An 18,735-nucleotide genomic window follows, 5' to 3' on the forward strand; every position below is an offset into this window, starting at 1 on the left:
TACATGAATGAAACGAGGAGGTAAGAAAATGAAAAAGATTGTTGAGGGAGCGATGCAACGAGGCATATTAATGATTGTTTGTGCTCTCATTATATTGGCTTGGGGAGGCATTTCTGCTTTCCAAATGCAACGTGACTATCTACCAGGAATTAACAACACCACTCTTACAGTAAGTATGCGTGTTCCTGCGGAGCAAGCAGATCAAATCAAGAAAGAGATTACAGATCCACTTGCGAGTGCTGCACAAACTGTAGACGGATTAGCAAACGTAGAGACAACCTCATATGACGGTGGTTTGTTTATGAGTTTGTATTTCCCTATGAATTTTGACATGAAGAAAGCAGAAGACGAAGTAAACAAAGCGTTGGCAAATGCACAGTTACCGCCTACTGTTACAGCGAAACCAACTGTGACGAGAGTAACTACAAGTTCATTTCCTGTTTTAACGTATAGCTTAACAAGCTCTAAATTTAATGAACAAGAACTGCGCTCTACCGTACAACAAGACATTGTAAAACAAATCAAATCCGTACCAGGTGTTTCAGATGTGAGCGTCTTTGGCGGAGCAAAAGATGGATTTGTATTAAACGTACGCACGAAGGATTTAGAAAAAAACGGACTAACACTGGATGATGTAAATAAATCATTATCTACATCTCTTCCAAGTTTGCCAAAAGGAACAATGCAAAATAATCAATTATCCATTCCAGTAAGCTTTGATGGATTAACACTAGATGAACAACAACTTAAAAATGTACCTATTAAAAACGCACAAGGAAAAACTGTACCTTTATCAGCGGTTGCGGATATCTCTCGTTCCTTAAATGATGTGAAGACCATGTCTAGAACAAATGGTCAACCTAGCGTAGTGCTAAACGTCATTAAAACACCTTCTGCTAATATTACAGACGTAGCAGCACAAGTAAAAGATCGAGTACAAAATCTTGCACCCGTTAAAAATGGTGACGTTTCAATGCAAACCTTATTGGATCGCGAACAGGAGTTAAACAGTTCCTTATTCGGATTAGTTCGAGAAGGATTACTCGGCTGTGTATTCTCTATGATCTGTGTATTTTTCTTTTTCCGTAATGTTCGATCTACTTTGCTCATTGCAATCTCATTGCCGATTTCCTTATTGGCAACAACTGCGATATTAAAATCTATGGGTATCACGTTAAATATTTTAACGGTTTCCGGTTTGATTGTAGCGATGGGACGAATTGTGGATGATTCGATTGTCATTTTGGATAACATGTACCGTAAAAGAGAAGAATCAAAAGAGAAATCTTTACTCTCAATACTAGGATCTGCGGTAACGGAAATGTTACCTGCGATTCTCGCATCCACTTTAACAACTATTGCAGTATTTATACCAATCACCATGGTAGGAGGTATGATCAGTGCATCTTACAGTGGATTTGCTTGGTCAGTAGTCATTGCGCTTATTACTTCATTCTTTGTTGCGATGTGCGTCATCCCAGCTTTAGCATTCATGGGCTGGAAAGGTGCTCCATCCAATAAAAAATCAGTAAGCATAGAGCCGATGATGAAGCCAGTTTTACAATCTGCTCTAAATCATAAAAAAGCAATGGTGTTTGGATCTGTAATTATCTTTGTGTTCGCAGCCATTTATGCTGCCTTCCTTCCTATTAACTTTTTGCCAAGCGCCAAATCTGGTCAAATTGCCGTTAAGGTAGAATTACCAAAAGGAAGTACATTACCAGAGGTAGATGCAGAAGTTCAAAAAGTGGAACAAACTTTAAAAGAAAATCCGAAGGTGAAATCGTATTCGTCTAGCTTTGGTTCCACTATGACTCCTCAAAGTGATGATGTGTTCGACCAAGGAGGAGGATTTATTCAAAGTCCAAATGTCGCGAATCTCTCTGTTACATTGAAAAATGACAAGGATGCCGATTCTGTTATTCAAAATTTACAATCTCAATTGCCGCATCTTTCCGATAAAGTAGCCTATACCGTAACTAGTCAAAATATCTCCGGTGATGATTCACAAATGAAACTATTGCTGACTGGTGCAGACCAAGTTACACTCGATCAAACGGCTCAAAAGGTAAGAACGGAGTTAGCAAAAATACCTGGATTAAGCGTAGATGGACAAGTAGATTTAACGAATGGATTACCGAAATATAAAGTAACTTTAAATCGTTCAGCTATTGAACAACAAGGTGTAAATGTTGCCGATATCCTAAAAGTAGTAAACAGATATATGGCACAGGCGAAGGATGCAACGATTACCATTGATCACAAGAACCTTCCAGTAGACGTATATCTAGATCAAATTGCTTCTGGACAGGATTCAAAGGTTCAGATCGATGCTTCGCCAAGTGATGTAATGGCTTCATTAGGAGCTGAAACGTTCCAAACGAAAGACGGAAATAGTGTAAGATTTGACCAGCTAGCAACGATTACAAAAGATACATCTCCGTCTACAATCAGTGAACGAGATGGTCAACCATTTTCTGCCGTTACAGCTCAAATTACTTCAAATGACATTAGCAAAGTTTCAAACCAAGTGGATCAAACACTGCAAAACATGAAGCTTCCGAATGGTGTGAGTTATTCTATTGGAGGTATATCAGAACAAGTCAAACAAATGATTTTTGATATGTCCATCGCTATATCGTTCTCCATTTTGTTAGTGTTACTGATTATTTCATCAGTATTTAAAGGTTGGAGAGCTCCGTTAGCTGTACTCCTCAGCATTCCGCTTGCCTTAAGTGGTGTAGTAATTGCACTAATGTTATTCGGCGGGGAGTGGAACTTAGCAGCCTTAATTGGCGTACTTATGTTGACGGGAATCGTGGTAACGAACGGAATTGTATTAATCGACAAAATCGAACGAAATCGAAAAGAAGGAATGCTTATTAAAGAAGCTGTATTGAATGGTAGTCTTTCAAGGATTAGACCAATCTTAATGACAGCAGCGGCAACAATTCTTACTTTGTTACCACTTGCATTTTCTCATAGTACAGATACGGTTATTTCTCAAACATTAGGTATCGTGGTTATAGGAGGAATGATTACATCAACAATTAACAGCTTTATTATCATTCCAATTATTTATGAGTGGCTTCATAAGAAGTACGCTCACAGTAAAATTGAAGTAACAAAGAATGCTAAACACCTATCCTAATCGTTGTTAGAAATATTGCCGATAAAATAAATATTGCAAACAAAAGTCTCAAAAACTACAGTTTTTATTAGTACGGTATTGAATAAGTCTGAACGAAAACAGCCGGCTGCATATATGCAGCCGGCTGTTTTCTTAAATTTCTTGGATATTCTTTTAAACAGCTTTAGTCTTTAAAATACTAAAGACTGAAAAGTAACTTGCGTATAGTATCTGAAACTAACTATTTTAGATGTTTTTATCGTGTTTCATATATTTTTGAATTGCAGCTTTTATTTCTTGCTCTGTCGCATGTTCTTTTACAATATCTTTAATATAACCATATACTTGCTGCATACCAGATTCATCGGCTGGATTGAACTTATGAATTCCATGTGTGACTACAAAACGAATCCACGTATCTTTCATTCGGTTCATTTTATCTTGCTGCTCCAACACCACCTTTATACCTTGTACAATCGGCACTTCTGCTTGTATCAACTTTTCCTTCACAAGCTTTCTTTCTGTTTCAGCCGGAATTACCTTCATGAGCGCATCTACCTTTTCATAGTTGGTAATTCCTTGATCTATTGATTCGGCGCTTGTATATGCAGCTGACTGAATTTCGTATATACGCTGGTTAAAATTAACGATTTCCTTAAGTATGCTTATTCTTTTTATTAAGTCACTTTTTTCCCTGCTATTTGGCAATGCTTTTACTAGGTCTTCCGCAGAAGAAATAGCTTTATAGGCATCCATAATTTTTTCTTGTGTAGTTAAATCTCCATTCGCCAACTGCGCTGCATATATCACTGCAGCTTTTGCAGGAGAATCTGGCACAATAAGCTTTATTTGTCCTTCTCGCCAGCCACTTTTTACCGTAATTACCGCTTCTCCAGGAGATAAAGCTGTAACGGTTCCTGTGTCATCTACAGAGGCAACCTTTTCATTGTTCGATTTCCATTCTGTCTTGAATGGCGGTGCAATTGGAAGCGTAATTGGGGTGTTCGTGCTCGTCATAAACTTGCCATTTGCCTCCAGTTTCACTTTCGCATTTGTTTCTACCGTTACGGAATCTGCATTGAAGCTGATGGAGTCTAATAAAGGAATAACATCCCAGCTTATTGTATTACCTTTTATCTTTAAGTTGAGGTAATGATAAAAGCCGCCTTTTTCCGGAGGGATATGCGTATACTTTCCACCTCCGCCTGAAATGATATAATCTACACCTTGTACATTTTTATGCTGATATGCGTGAAGATCGCCGCTCAATACTACAATATTTTTATTACGGTTCTGCTGTTTGTAGGCACCCATCATATCATAAAACTTCTGTGCTTCTTCTCGATTGGAAAATCCGTGTCCTGTATTATAGTCTTCTCCATCTGCGCTAATTTCATCTGGCGGTACATGCATAAACACAAGTACATTTTTTTTATTATTGTTTGCTAGCACTTCTTGCAGCCAAGGCCATTGTGATGCATCAGAATTTGTAAGACCTCCGTTTGCACTATCCAGTCCAATGATGCGCGTATTTCCATAATCATACATATATGTCGGCTCACCAAACGTTTTTTGATAGTTTAAGCGCGAATTTGTACCGGAAATTTCATGGTTTCCTATACTTACAATATACGGCATTTTAAAGAGATTCATATTTGCAAGACCTGTCGCAAAATTTTCGGCTGTATCATTTTCTACGATGTCTCCCGTATACCCTATAAGCTCTGAAGGCTCTTGGTTAATCCGATTAATTTGTTCTCGAAGCAAAATATCCGCTGCCGTTTGTCCCTGTCCTGCTGTATAATAACCGCCATCACCGATAACGCTCATTTGAAAATGATTTTGTTTTTTAGGCTGTCCGAGCGGCGAACCAATGGTAAATGACCATGTTTGTACCGTTTCATTATTGCTTTTATCCACTGCGGTTACTTTTACTTTATGATTTGTTCCGTTTTCCCATGCAATTCTAGGCATATAATACACGGTTCCGCTCGCTTCATCGTATTGGAACGGAACATCTTTATCATCAATCGTCATTTGTATCTTACTTACATCGATTCCCTTATACTCGTCAAACAACTTTGCAGCAATGCGCGGCTGGTTTGTACGTGTTGTGATGCCATCCGCAGGAGAAATAATAGTAACCTCCGGCTTATCCAGATCATCTCCTGTATACACAACAAACTTCCAGTCTGCTTTTGGCAGCGCAGGATTTCCTGCAATATCCATGCCATCAATAACAACGTGGTGCTCTCCATCTGCTAATGGCTCAGCAGGCTTGTAAGAAATCTTGCCTGTTGTTGCATCGTATTGATGCTGTACAACGTTGCCGTCAATCATCATCTTAAGGGAACCAGTGTCTACACCCTTTCCTTCATCCTTTACGACTGCTGAAATATCAGGTGTATTCGTATAGACGCGCTTTCCCTTTGCGGGAGACACATCAGAAAAGACGGGCCCTATTAGATCCTCTCCAGTATCAGAGTAAATTGCACGTAAATGGTCAAAATAAACGGCTCCTTTATTTTTGTTACTATTACTCGTTTCCACAACATAAATTTGACGCAGCTTAATTGGAGTTACTGTATCAGATGGGATATCTACTGATACGTACTTCCATCCCTCCCAGTTCAACTCTCCTGCACCCGTTAAACTAAGCGGAATGTTTTTACCGTTGCCATCCTGAATAACCGCACGGAGCCAATGGTTCTTTTCATCTCCATATACCCATAATCCAAGCTTAGAAGGTCTTCCTTCTAATTCACGTCCTATATTTCCATCTGCACCTTTAAAGTTCACATAAGCTGCAGACGTTCCAATTGTTCCAGTAAAATCATAGGAAAGCCTTGCAGAATGGGTGCCGACTCTTACAGGCTTTGAACGACTCATTAAATCCAGACTTACGCTATTTGCTCTTGCCGAGGAAACATATAAATCGTTTAGGTCTTCAAAATCCTCAATCACAACAGGAGGCTTTCCGACGCTTACCGCGACTTCCGCTTTTGTACTTCCATAGGAAACAATAACAGATCCTGTCGCCGTTTCATTTGCAGCTGTCAATTCCCCATTAGGAGATATGGTGCCAATATTCCCCGTCACTTCCCACTTAAGGAGATTTGGTGAAACGATGATTTCATTTCCGCTCTGGTCATACCCTTTTACATGAAAAGTTTGTTTTTGCCCTGGATTGACAATAACCGGATTTGGTGAAATCTTAATTGAGGAAAGTTCATTTACAACCTCTACAGGTACAGATTGAGAAATAGCTCCTAAGTTTATGTTTACATTTCCTTGTCCTACTGTATTACTTGCAGTAAACTTACCCGCTGAGGAAATATTTCCAATTGCACCATCTACTGCAAAGGTTAACTTTTGTGTATCAACAGGCACACCATTAAAATATTGGTCTTGCCCTTTTGCAGAAAAATCAATCCCTCCATTTACAAGAACCTTTAATGGTCCTTTTGGTACCGGAACAAGATATGCAAGATCTGAAACCGGCGCTGTTGATACAATCATTAAAGAGTTAGAGTTAGAACGCTCATAGCCGTCAGATGGACTGTTTAAAACAGAAAGTGTTTGATCCCCTGGCATTCTGGCTGTATATGTCGTAGAACCGCCACCATCAACATTAATGGCCGTTTCCATACCAAGCTCAGCAAGATATTTGGCACCCTCCGCCAAAGTTACACCGTCACTATATGTCGGCTGCCTTCCGTCAAATGTAATTACATGCAGCTTTCCCTGCTTAGAAGCAACAAACGTTCTCGGATGACGATCCTTATCATCATTTAAAGCTTGTTCAGTAGGCTTTCCGTTTTCTACAAGCACAGCACCGCCAGAAACTGCTTGCACTGCATTGTTAAAACCCTCATTGAACTGTATATTGATTTGCACTTCTTTTCCTTCAAAAAAGTTTTCCTTCACCCAAGCTGCTTGATCGCCTGTCGCAGAAAGAACCCACTTCCCGTCAGGAATAGCTGTATTATTTGTTTCATAGACAGCCTCTACTTTTCCGGTTAACACTTTATTTGCCTCGAGCTTCGTGTTTGAAGGATTAATCACAACCTCTACTCCTGCGCCAGCAGACTTTGTAGTAGAGTTGAACTTAGAAGTATATAAGTACAGGTTGTTAGAAGCAGAATCTGTACGCGGTCTGTTCACTCCATCAACCGTTCTCTCCTGACCGTTTGCAGGATTCAAAATAGTACCTGTCATTTTAAGATTCTTAGCAATCTTAATGTCTCCATCTGCCATTACAGCAAGCGCTGATTGCGTACTTACAGGAGCAGTTATCACTTCTCCTTGTGTAATTTGCAATCCGTTTGGTACACCTGCATAGTTCGGATCGGTATTATAAAAATCCATGTTGAAGCCAGCGATTACCCGATTTCCTTCGCGGTCAATTTGCTTCGCTTGATTACGCACCGTATCCAGTGCCACTACCTTCCCTTTCGGAGAAGTGACTTCAAGCTTAATATGAGGATTGCTCGGATCTACTTCTATCATATTTACCGCTTCAATATGAGTTTCATTCTTAAGAGTGAGACTCTTATGCACAACACCAGGCCCAACGGTAAAACCATCTTCTTTTACTGTTTGAAATAAAGACTCAGCCGCATATACAGGCACAGAAACAGTTGATGCTAGCATACTTACAACATAAAAGACTACCAACCATACAATACTAATTTGCCGTATTTTTATCGACAAATATTCCTTCTTCATCATCCACACTCCTTCGGCATATTTTTACAAAATATTAATTCTATTAAAAATTATCAAATTATTATGTTGCCGAAATAAACTTAGTGTTAAGGATTTGTAAAGTAAGATTCTAAAAGTGCACAACATGTATAAGAAGAATTTTTACGGTTCTGATGCAAACATTTTTTGAAGATATAAAGTGAAATTTCCATCAGTGGGGATTTGTTCATCCCCCACTGATGGAAAGCTCTCACCAATCGGGCTTTTACAGGCAGTTATCCCCCACCTATCTTCCTCACTTCCCTCTGAATCTTGAGGTGGGGGTCTTACTGCCCGTTAATGTAGGATAAAGAAGATATTCCTAATGGAATCCGCTTTAATGCTGGATTACTGAATAGTTGATGAATGAGATTCATTTGGTTTTGGACAGACTTCTCCCCTTGGAAATTTTGGAAACATAAGAAAAAGCCTTGGCTTTTTTCAAGAAGCACTTGGCCTAATTTGGTATCTCTCGTTTTACTAAGAAAAAAGTCAATGGTATCCTCTTTTGAATAGACTGCATGATAGAGGAACCATCCATTAACCTATTACTATAAAAGTCACAATTTTTCGTTTTGGGGAACATCATGAAATCTTAGCTTGAAGGCTATGTGGTGTGACCCTTTAAAAGTGTTTACAGCATTAAAAAGCTTGAATTCAATTGAATTCAAGCTTTCTGATACTCCTTATAAACTAGGTTATTTTTAATTTATAACTATTTAACTATGCAAACTCCCTTTCAACCAAGGACGTTGACGATGGAAACCAATTGGGATCTGGATTAGGCTCGTTTTTTCTTCTGAACCTAGCTTGTAAATTTCATCACATAAGTTGGCATCGAATCCAAGAAGCGGGTGTCCTCCTAGCCCCAGGGCAGAAGCTGCTAACAATAATTTTTGTACAAGGATGCCTGCTTCCATCTGTTGAATGCGATATCCTCTATAGCCAAGTGCTGTTTTGAGATGAGTTCTATCCCCTACTACATGTATACAAAGTGGTACTTGGAATAAATTCACATTGTGAAATGTCATCCCGCTTTGCAATAAGAGTCGATGATCTCCAAGATGTACTTGTCGTAATGTATGAGCATTATTATCATAATGATAAGCGCCGCTTTGGATACCTTCAACACCAAATAAACATACGTATAGGGAAACACGGGATGCGAGTTCTTCGTGCTTTGTATCCAAATCGTTTTGATAGGCAAAGGAAGCAGTTGCTTCATATAATAACTTAGTCAATTGTTCTTGACTCATTTTCCTAAAAGTAAAATCCATTTCCGGTGAAAATCGATTTTGGCACGCTGATGCTAAGTCGTACGACATTCGCTTTATACGGGGAAGAACTAACGCTTGACCATCACGCATTTTATTCGTTTCACTCTTGATTTTTTGAAACGATTGTGTAGATTCAAGCATAGATGCTTCATTCATTTGAATCAGCATCGGATACTCTGCAATCTTTCGTGATCGGACATAGTGATTATGATGAATAACTGGTAATTCTTCGCATAATTGAGTAGCAGAGACTTCTTTATTCGTAGCATCATCATCATTATTAAACTGTGGGGTTATAGAATTTACCGATAGAGGGATAACTGCATACGCACTCTCCTCTTTTTCGGATAACCCAAGTAAATGATTGATGGCCCGGTCTAGAAATTGAAAATGCACGCTTGATGTGAACTGAAATCGGTTTGCTACTTCTAGCAATTGTCCGATTAACACGCCTGCATCCAATCCTTGCAGACGATAAGAAAAGTTATGGTATTTAAAGAAATTTTTCCAAAACATTGTCGATACAAAAACAACACCAAAACAAGTGGATATGTCACAACTATTCCCAAGTGCCCGCGTTACATATGAATCAAAATGACCTTCTCTTAATAACACTAAGCGGTGGTGCGCTACATCATAGTGATAAATTCCAACAGGCACATTTTCTGTCTTTAAATATATATACAATTCATTTGGATATAAGCCTCCGCCCGAGGGAACAAATCTCCGATACGACTGCATAAAATTTATTTCTGGTGTTGGTAAGGTTGACTGACAGAATTGAGTAATCCCAAATACGTACCAGAGAAAGTGACCGATTTCGCGAAGATTAGGTTCTGTTGATACTTCGAGATTTTCAAGTGACAGTGTTACTTCTGAAGATAATGGAATTCCCGGTAAGTCCCGATAAAGCTTATATGAAAGTGGACCGTCTTCCCAATCCACTTCCCAAGTCGAAGATGCTGATTCGTCGGTATTAAAATGTAAATTGTTCAAAAATGTCTCTAAACCCATCCTTCTCCCTCCTAATCATCGCTTACGCAAACGGATGCGGATGTGGATTGAGTTGTTCAAACGTTAGCGCTTGCTTCGTATACCCAATTTCCATTGGTACCCGTAATACTCTCTCTAGACCTGTTAAGCGCGTAAGATGGTGCCCAAATGTCATTGGCAACATTCCTGGGATGAGTACTTTCACACAATGTAATCCATTTCGCATTATTTCTGGTGTTGTCTGATCTACTACAATCACATCGAAATTTAACTGGTGCAACATCTGAAGCATTTCTCTTAAATCATCTGTCAAATCCGCATGTCTTGTTTTCTGTTTGAATGCCTCGGTAAATGTTTGTAACGGGCAATTCTCATCTAGCAAAAACTGAAACCGTTCTTCCGCTTCTGGCAAACCGCATACCATAGGATGGTCAGGCATTTGCTTCACGAGGGAAGGATTATGGAACATCTGTACATATTTCTTGCGATTCGCCTCAAATTCCTTATCAAGCGTTAACATCATGCCAGCTAATTCATATATTGCACTTTTCGTTGCCCGTACCGGATCTAAATGAGCTCCAGCTGCACAGATAATATTTATTCCCTTCTCCTTTCTGTTTTTTGCTAGTGCCCAGACGCTTGGAATTCCGTGCTCCATGGTCGAGTTAAATAAATGTATATCATATCCCCCTACTGCATGCACTCGTTCGACCATTAACTGCAACTCTTGATCATTGACAGAAGAAAGATCAAGACGCGGGAGAGGAAGCTGAGCATACCAAGTTAGCAAAAATGAATCGCGCTCAATCACTTCCAAAATGCCATAAAAAATCGCTTCCTCTAAACTGCCACCCAATGCGCAACCATTGGAAGTCTCATAAACAAAACCATCTCTACCGCCTAAACTATAATAAGCAAGTAGTTCTGGAACTAAAATTGGACGTTCTTGCAAAAATGAATAACCCCATACCCAATTCATTGGACGATCTGGATGAAACGGTTTAAATGGAAAATTAGGCTGCATATATTGTTCTCTTGCATGTACACCCACTTCAAGGGGATTAAGTGCTTGATGAGCTAAATTGCGGAATGTGTCCTGAATAACTGTACGTTTCCCTCGAGGTTCTAGACCGCAATATCGTTCTAATCCTTCTAAAATAGCGGTTAATTCACTCGCTGCATATGAATGGGTACGGCCAGCTGTTACTTCATTTCCAAAGAGAAACGGAAGATTTACAGTTACCTCGGCAAATGGAGGTGTAAGGTTATACATTTTATCATTTAAAAACCCAGTTTCATAATCTAGATAATCCTTGGCTAATACGTTACTCAGTTCAGAGATTGAACGACAACGATAATCATTTATGTTAATCTTTGGGCTTGATTGTAATGAAATCTCGGCTAAATTTGATGAATCATTACGCATTTGACTACAATTTGAACATAAAGGATGAGGTAGAAAAAAATGATATGAGCTTTTCAATGTTTGTAAATTAACGAAAAACATGTGTCCTTCTAATCGTGCATGATCATCTTGTAAAATGCACCGCACTTCTTCTAGCAAAATATGCGTCATCTGTAATAATCCATTCCTTGATGCCCATGTGTCTCGGGGTATTTCCTTTTTTGTTGTTAGGCTCTGCAATATCTTCCACATCTCTTTAGAATCATTTCCTGCGAAAGTACGGCGTATATCTGCACATTGGGAACATCCTGGTGTGCCAGGCCGAACTAGTGGACCGATTATTCCTTCTCCGAATGAAACGAAGGCTCGCAGCCAAGGAATATTCGTTGATTGAAGTATACTTTCTGCTTCTTTATGAAAAGAAGGATTCCAAGTATCGTGTAATACGAGAATTAAATCAGTTGTTGCGGGTATTTTTAGATCAAAGTCAGTGTGTTGATTTACTTCATATTGGACAGATAATTCTTCATATACGTGATTTGCCAATAGTCCCTCTCCGATAATTAAAATGGAAGCGCTCACCGGGATTCCTCCTCTCCCAATAATACTCCAAATATTCCTGCCAATTCCTCCTTCCAGACTTCTTCTAGCGTTATTTCAAATACGCAGAGCCGTTTTCCGTTCTGTTTTAGTGTCTGTTCAGCAGATTGTAATATTTCTAAGTGTGTCTTGTCTTCGGAAGAAGAAATAACAAAATGTAATGGCGTTTTATCTGGTAATAAAACTGATGAAGACTCTAATGCTTGTGATGTAAGACAGCCATCACAATTTTGCGCTTCCAAAAGTGCCTGCTGTAATGCATTTCGTAGTGCTATTGTTATATCGAATCCTACACTACCGTACCAACGATTATTCGTGCCGACCCATATAACAGGGAAATCGAAAATGGCTTCTCCAAATGCAATTGTAGGTGTTCCTTGCAGAGTGGTAAGTGCTTGCAAATAAAAGCGACAGCGCTCATCGTCTATGACATCTAACTCTATTCGAGAAACGGCAATATTTTGGCGCTGCTGTCTCTTATAGAATTCTTTATTTAAACACTTTTGTAATCCTCGTAAAACACATTCTGGAATTGTTTTTCCTGCTCCAATGCCTACAAATTCCTGAGAATCTATCATGCCGTTCTTTATTTGTTGATGTTCGGGAAGTTTTGAAACAAGTAAGCTAGCCATTTGTGACATATAAGTCTCGACTCCAGCTAATCCAGCTTCGTATCTTGCTTCCATATGTGTTAACCCTGTACAAATCATATCTGGTAATAATTCAGCCGGTCCTTCCGACAGCGGATCAACTGTTTGAATACGACATTGAGCCAATGGCAGTTGTTTTAAGTCCCCAGCTTCCCAAATATGAAAAATCCCTGCTTCCTTTGATACAAGGTAATTTAAGTCCAGAGTAGACTCATTCAATTCATTTTTATTTGCGTTCTGTTTGATTCTCGTATTAAAATCTTTGATCCATTTAATTTCCATTTTTTCAGTTGCTAAGGGATGCGGTAGAAATGAATGCCAGTTTCCTTCTAACGTTTCCGAATTTAAGAGGAAAAATTGATTCGTTTGCGTAGGTTTTGTTACATCTGTAACCCTTTTGAATAGTTCAAATACAATTACATTTGCTAACATTGCTTCTGTTGTAGAAGAAAAAGTGTGTTCTTGAGAAGTTTTAGAAAATGCAGACTTGTGTATACGTCGCCAAGCTGATTCCCAGCAAGCATCATTTTCTGGGTGTACGAGTGGCCCAGCTAATCCGACTCCTTGCATATATATGGCAGGGATGAATATTTTTTTTTCTTCTTTACAAATGGCATGGAGAATTCTTAATTTCGCTATGTCTTCTCCTTGTGATACATACAAAATTGTTTGAAATGGTTGCAAAACTTTTTTTAAAATATTTTCTTTTTGTGGAAAAATTTCTTCGACTTTTACCTCGGGGTCTGTTTTTTGGGCATGTTCTATTAATTCTTTTATTCGTCTTTGATTGGTTGATACTGGATCAGTAATCATCATATGGAATTTCGGTAACCCGGATTCAAGTAATGCGGAAATAAGAGAAACAAAAAAAGAACCAGAGCCGACAACTAATACTTCAGTTTGGCGATAAGATTGAAAACGATATGCACCCGAAACACCGAAGTTATCTAAAAATTCGATCTGAGATTCGTATTTTTTAAGAATATTTTCTGGCAATTGGTGTGGATGATCTTGACTTATATCTGTTACAAATTCATTTTGGTACAGTATTTCTGCTATTTCAAATACTCGCTTTTGATATGGCTCAGATAAGCCATCTGTCAAATTTCCTAATGTGTATTCTCCATTGAACATTGGTATCAGTTTTTCAATCCATTGGTTGATAGACGTCCCTTCCATTCGGAATGAACTGGCATTATTTCTAAAATACACTTCTCCTTTTGGATCAGAGAGAAAAAAAGTATCTCTTTTCATTTTTAAACGTGTAGAAGCGTTTAATTTTGTCATTGTACTCCTCCTTCTCTGTTCATTGTTCTTGAATGAGCGTGATAACTTCCGTCATAACAATTTTATGTATCCTATTTTTTCTTATGTCAAATGGAAAAGTGAAGAACGGTTCAAGAAAAGTGTTTCTACAACAAAAATCATGTGGCAACACTTTTCTTGAAGTAAAATTTCCGTTAACAAATCAGTATTAAATAAACCAGAACAACGAGCATCCGAAGCAACCACCGCATCCACCGCATCCAAAGCATCCAAAGCATCCAAATCCTCCGCAACGACCGAATCCTCCGCAACGGCCACATCCTCCGCAACGGCCACATCCTCCGCAACGACGAGTATAGTCCTCATCAATATAGTATGGAGAAGGAATTTGGCTATCCCAGTATACGACATTTCCAGTTTGATAATCATTCAGATTTAACGCTTGTAATTCATGTTGAAAATTATTCATTTCATAACCCCCGTGTAAATAATTAGCAAGCCATAATAAAGATACGTCCCGCAATAAGTAAGACGATAGATTATTGTGAATGCACTCTTCAACAAAGTATGACCTATAATTAGGTATTGTAACTTGTTCAAATGCCTAATTTAGGGTTATGTAAAAATAATTCTAAGAGTGTGAATATAAAAAATTCCTGAGATAAAATAAGGAATATAAATATATCAATATCGAGAAACAAGTATACAGCAAATCGTTTGGAATATTAGAGAGAGATTATGAAGGAATAAATATGTTTTCCTTGTCCGTACTTTTTCGAAAAACAAAAAAACACAGCTTATGTGTGTTCTCAAGTCTATAATTTCATTAACAATGTTTTTATATCATATTGCTTTAAGCACCAATTATATTTATCTATAATTTGTTTAGGAACCGCAGCTAAATCTACTACTTCTTTAAATCCATGTTTACTATAAAAAGGTTGTAAATGTTCATATGGAATGCAATATACATTTTGAATTTGAAGTTTCCGAGCTTCTTTAATAAGAAATGCAACGATACTATCAGAAATTTTCTTTCCTCTATAGTCTTCTAACGTATATATTCCACCTATTTCAAAGTTATTTTTATCAATTTTTACTAGCCTTCCTAAGCCGGCTTTTTGGCCATTTAAATATGCAATTCCAATCTCTTCATTGTCTAAATGTGACGGTACAAAGTTAGCCTTTTTATATTGAAAATTAACCCATTGCATATCATCTAGGTTAGCTTTTTGTATATTTAACATTTTCTTTCCCTCCTTGATATAAAATAAAACTTCCATCAGTGGTTCCCCACTAATGGAAAGCTCGCCAAATCGAGATTTTATGGGATCTTACTTCCCCCGAAAATGGGATAAAATAATTGTTTTTCCTTATTTTTTACAGCCCCACAAGTTTATTGAAAACTTGTGGGGTATTTTTTACTCTACATTTCGATTCGTTGAATGATGTATTTCAACGCCTGCTTTAACACCATTAATCGGTAAAAACGTTCCGATACATGCAATACATGCGCAGCCAGCAAAGACAAATGGTAATGCATTAACGGCTAAAAATGATAGTGTTCCGAAAATAGCAAGATCTAATATCGAATCTAGAATAGATAGTAACGAAATCGTTGTTGCTCGTACATGGGATGGAATAATGTCATTACTAAGCTGCGAATAAATCGGATATCGAATGGCACGTACAAACCGTAAAATAAAGAACGCTCCTAATACGACCCACAGTGTATTTCCATAAAACGTTGATAAAAGCAGTCCTAAAACAGCTAAACCACCTGTTGCATTCATTAAAACTATACGTGAGAATTTGCTAGTAAGCCATCCGATTGATATTGAAGAAAAGTATCCAAGGATGGCAGCTAAAGCATACATAATACCAATTGCAAATACAGGAAGGCCTGCATTCGTGAACAATGGTTGGTTAAATGTATCATAAACTGCACTTGCCGGAATGAATACAAGAGAGACATTTAAAAACATAACGAGTAATTGTGGTGCTTCACGAATAACCTTTATTCCTTCGATTACTTGTGAAAAAGACTCTTCTCGGTAAGATGACAGTTTCTTTGGGCTTTTAATAAAAAGTAATAAAACAAGTTCTATCAGATGAAATAATATTCCGAGTACAATTAAAAGTGTAAATTGTTCTTCGCGTAAATCTTTAGCGAAATACGAACCGAAGATTACAGCGATTAACATTGAAATAAAGCCTGCTGATTGGATCTTCCCCATGGCTTTATCCATTAAATGATGTTCATTTGTTTCCTTTAATGACTCATAAATTAATGCTTCGTCTGCGCCAGAGAAAAATGTAACCGAAAAACCGTTCAATAAACTATATAGACAAAATAGCCATAGATTATCTACAAATAATAAGATAGAAATACTAATCGTTTTTATGATAGATCCTGTTAAAAATGACAACTTTGCACCGAACCTATCAGCAAAAATACCTGTTGGCAATTCTCCAACAAGTACGGCCCCACTCCAACACATGAGTACAACAAATATATTTGCTGCTGTTAAGCCTCTCTCCATATAAAAAAGTGTCATTACCGGCTGCAAAAAACTTATCGTTCCAAAAAACTGTACCCAAAATAAAATTCCAATGTTATGTGACGCGATAGTTTGTTTCTTCAATTGTTCTCCTACTTTCTACCATTCGTTTTTTATGATGATTTTGGAAGTAGGAGTGTTATCTTACGTTAGTTGATATTCACTCCTCTTCCTTCATTTGAAAATGGTTTTAGTGTTTTTTGCATGTTAATTCCTCCTTCAATATAGATAACTTTATTATATCAATATTCTTAATATTAAATAAACTCTTTTTTAATATTGGTAAGATTGTACGAATATGTAAAGTGGTATATAATAGAAATCAATAAATGATTATTTTAGGTATTCCTAAAATAAAGGAGCGATACATATGAAAATTACTATTTATTTTGGAAGCCATGAAGATCAAGATGTACGTACAATGGATTGTCATTTAGACGTCGAAGATGCAGAAGAAATTGTCTCTATTTCTTAATATAAATATACATTATTCATAAGGGGTGATTACTCGCCCCTTTTCTTAATTTAGATGCCTTTTTGAGGCATCTTTTTATTTATCCCGCATTAACGGGCAGTAAGACCCCCATCTCAAGATTCAAGATAGGTGGGGATAACTGCCCGTAAAAGCCCGATTGGTGAGAGCTTTCCATCAGTGGGAAAAAACCCCCACTGATGGAAGTTTCACTTTATTTTTAAAGATTAAACATTTACTTTTTAACCAGTAAATAGTACAATATTAATATAAGAACAAATGTTCGTTTTATACTCCCTCTCCCCTATCGGATAGGTATTAGGAAGGATGGATTACATTGGCTCAAAATAAACGCAGAGGAAGAAAAAAGCATACTCCTACCATTTCAAATACAGGCTTTATTGGCTCTGTGTTTATCGATACATTGGAATTACAAAAAAAATCATATTATTTTTCCCGTAAACGACTACATATTGCACATCATGTATTAGATGGTCTTGTACAAGCAACAAGTTCTCTTTTTGCTGAACATAATGTTGCTGCTTACTTATCATGCGTGTATTTACATAAACAAAAGAAAATCGGTTTCGTTCTTTCTACGAAACCTTTTAAAGAGTCTGAAGGCGTTGCTTATTTTAAAAATTACTTAATTGAAAAGAATTTTTACAATGGAAAGATAGAAGAGGAAGATTACCAAGAAATTTTTAATACTGGTTTTATTGGGGTTGTTTTTGCAGATTTATCTAGCATTGATCGCTTTAATTTTGAATTTGAAATGAATCTTTTATCAAAGTTAATGAAAGACATGATTATTCCAGTTAAAGAGTTATTTTTACGTAATAAAATCCCCGCCTATATTTCTACGGTTGAATTGGAAGAACAACATAAAATGGGATTTGTTTTATCAGTGAAGCCCTACGATGAGCGTGCTGAAGCTGATTTGTATTTTGAGATGTATTTGAAAGAACGTGGTTTATATGTTGGTGATGAAGAAGAGGACATTGACAAGATTGTGATTCGAAAAAAAGTTGAGATATTATAGTAAAAAGGGTGGCTAATATGTTGTTAGCCATCCTTTTTGTTATAAACTATTTAAAGTTTTCATTTTCTAATATCACAACATCTTCATTTGTTAGTCTTCCGGCTTGTTTCGTATATTCTACAAGCCTGATAATATTATTACAGGCTTGTTTTGCGCCGAAAACTAATAATGGTACACCAATAAAATCGATTTTTAATCTTCTTGAAAATAAACCACCAAATGTCATAGCGATTGGAACAGTTGGTGATGTATTAGAGAACACAATTTTTTCATGGTTTTGATATTTATCTTGTAATAGTACACTTAAATTTTTTAAAGCTGGAACGACAACTTTAGATGCACCGTGGCCAACCGTATAAACAGGATCTCCATTTTCATCGCGTCCATGAAAAATGATTTTCCCCATATCAGAGGTTTTTAATTTATTAAAATAATCAACGTTTAATATTTCATCTTTTGTAAGTTTTCGATCAGTCGGTAACTTTTTCAGATGGTACGCTGCTGCTAGTGAAGTTGTATGTGTTCCGCCATAGTCCGTATAGATATAAATCATAATATCATCCTTTAAATTGATGTACAGTATTACTATTATC

The 18,735-nt window shown here is 37.4% G+C and carries 10 protein-coding genes and 1 pseudogene; 2 read left to right on the forward strand and 9 right to left on the reverse strand.

The genetic code is table 11. The features are described 5' to 3' along the window. Positions 1-28 precede the first annotated feature (28 nt). Entirely contained in the window at positions 29-3,151 is a 3,123-nt protein-coding gene (locus CN326_RS17630; protein WP_098310277.1) for an efflux RND transporter permease subunit, read from the forward strand. A 225-nt stretch (positions 3,152-3,376) separates the two neighbouring features. Here the strand turns inward: CN326_RS17630 and CN326_RS17635 are convergent, their stop codons facing one another. The 8 genes and pseudogenes from CN326_RS17635 to CN326_RS17665 form a co-directional block, all read right to left on the reverse strand. Next, a complete protein-coding gene (locus CN326_RS17635) occupies positions 3,377-7,858 on the reverse strand; it encodes a phosphodiester glycosidase family protein (protein WP_176524673.1) in 4,482 nt (1,493 codons plus the stop codon). 427 nt (positions 7,859-8,285) lie between these two features. After that, a pseudogene (locus CN326_RS25600) lies at positions 8,286-8,409 on the reverse strand (DDE-type integrase/transposase/recombinase); the annotation flags it as partial. A 186-nt stretch (positions 8,410-8,595) separates the two neighbouring features. After that, positions 8,596-10,167, reverse strand: a complete 1,572-nt coding sequence (locus tag CN326_RS17640) for a SagB family peptide dehydrogenase (RefSeq protein WP_098310279.1) — start codon at positions 10,165-10,167, stop codon at positions 8,596-8,598. Between the two features lie 22 nt (positions 10,168-10,189). Further along, a complete protein-coding gene (locus CN326_RS17645; RefSeq protein WP_098310280.1) occupies positions 10,190-12,133 on the reverse strand; it encodes a TOMM precursor leader peptide-binding protein in 1,944 nt (647 codons plus the stop codon). Then, the gene (locus tag CN326_RS17650) at positions 12,130-14,088 is read right to left on the reverse strand and encodes a putative thiazole-containing bacteriocin maturation protein (protein ID WP_098310281.1); all 1,959 of its coding nucleotides are present in this window, start codon (positions 14,086-14,088) and stop codon (positions 12,130-12,132) included. The genes CN326_RS17645 and CN326_RS17650 overlap by 4 nt, the downstream gene beginning before the upstream one ends. A 187-nt stretch (positions 14,089-14,275) precedes the next feature. Beyond that, complete coding sequence (locus tag CN326_RS17655) at positions 14,276-14,536, reverse strand: heterocycloanthracin/sonorensin family bacteriocin (RefSeq protein WP_098310282.1); 261 nt, start codon at positions 14,534-14,536, stop codon at positions 14,276-14,278. Between the two features lie 346 nt (positions 14,537-14,882). Further along, positions 14,883-15,314 carry a GNAT family N-acetyltransferase gene (locus CN326_RS17660; protein ID WP_098310283.1) on the reverse strand — a complete coding sequence of 144 codons (432 nt, stop codon included), beginning with the start codon at positions 15,312-15,314 and terminating at the stop codon, positions 14,883-14,885. A 174-nt stretch (positions 15,315-15,488) separates the two neighbouring features. Next, on the reverse strand, positions 15,489-16,712 hold the full coding sequence (locus CN326_RS17665) for an MFS transporter (protein ID WP_098310284.1): 1,224 nt from the start codon (positions 16,710-16,712) through the stop codon (positions 15,489-15,491). Positions 16,713-17,437: 725 nt separating this feature from the next. Between CN326_RS17665 and CN326_RS17675 the strand changes: the two genes are divergently transcribed. Further along, positions 17,438-18,142 carry a hypothetical protein gene (locus CN326_RS17675; protein ID WP_098310286.1) on the forward strand — a complete coding sequence of 235 codons (705 nt, stop codon included), beginning with the start codon at positions 17,438-17,440 and terminating at the stop codon, positions 18,140-18,142. Positions 18,143-18,188: 46 nt separating this feature from the next. Here the strand turns inward: CN326_RS17675 and CN326_RS17680 are convergent, their stop codons facing one another. Continuing rightward, the gene (locus CN326_RS17680) at positions 18,189-18,695 is read right to left on the reverse strand and encodes a DUF3189 family protein (RefSeq protein ID WP_098310287.1); all 507 of its coding nucleotides are present in this window, start codon (positions 18,693-18,695) and stop codon (positions 18,189-18,191) included. Between the last annotated feature and the right edge of the window lie 40 nt (positions 18,696-18,735).

The organism is Bacillus sp. AFS018417 (assembly GCF_002560985.1).
GTDB lineage: Bacteria > Bacillota > Bacilli > Bacillales > Bacillaceae_G > Bacillus_A > Bacillus_A rhizoplanae.

Coding starts and splice junctions, on each gene's coding strand:
- CN326_RS17630 (WP_098310277.1), top strand. CDS start 29: ATGAAAAAGATTGTTGAGGGAGCGATGCAACGAGGCATATTAATGATT.
- CN326_RS17650 (WP_098310281.1), bottom strand. CDS start 14,088: ATGACAAAATTAAACGCTTCTACACGTTTAAAAATGAAAAGAGATACT.
- CN326_RS17660 (WP_098310283.1), bottom strand. CDS start 15,314: ATGTTAAATATACAAAAAGCTAACCTAGATGATATGCAATGGGTTAAT.
- CN326_RS17640 (WP_098310279.1), bottom strand. CDS start 10,167: ATGGGTTTAGAGACATTTTTGAACAATTTACATTTTAATACCGACGAA.
- CN326_RS17680 (WP_098310287.1), bottom strand. CDS start 18,695: ATGATTTATATCTATACGGACTATGGCGGAACACATACAACTTCACTA.
- CN326_RS17655 (WP_098310282.1), bottom strand. CDS start 14,536: ATGAATAATTTTCAACATGAATTACAAGCGTTAAATCTGAATGATTAT.
- CN326_RS17635 (WP_176524673.1), bottom strand. CDS start 7,858: ATGAAGAAGGAATATTTGTCGATAAAAATACGGCAAATTAGTATTGTA.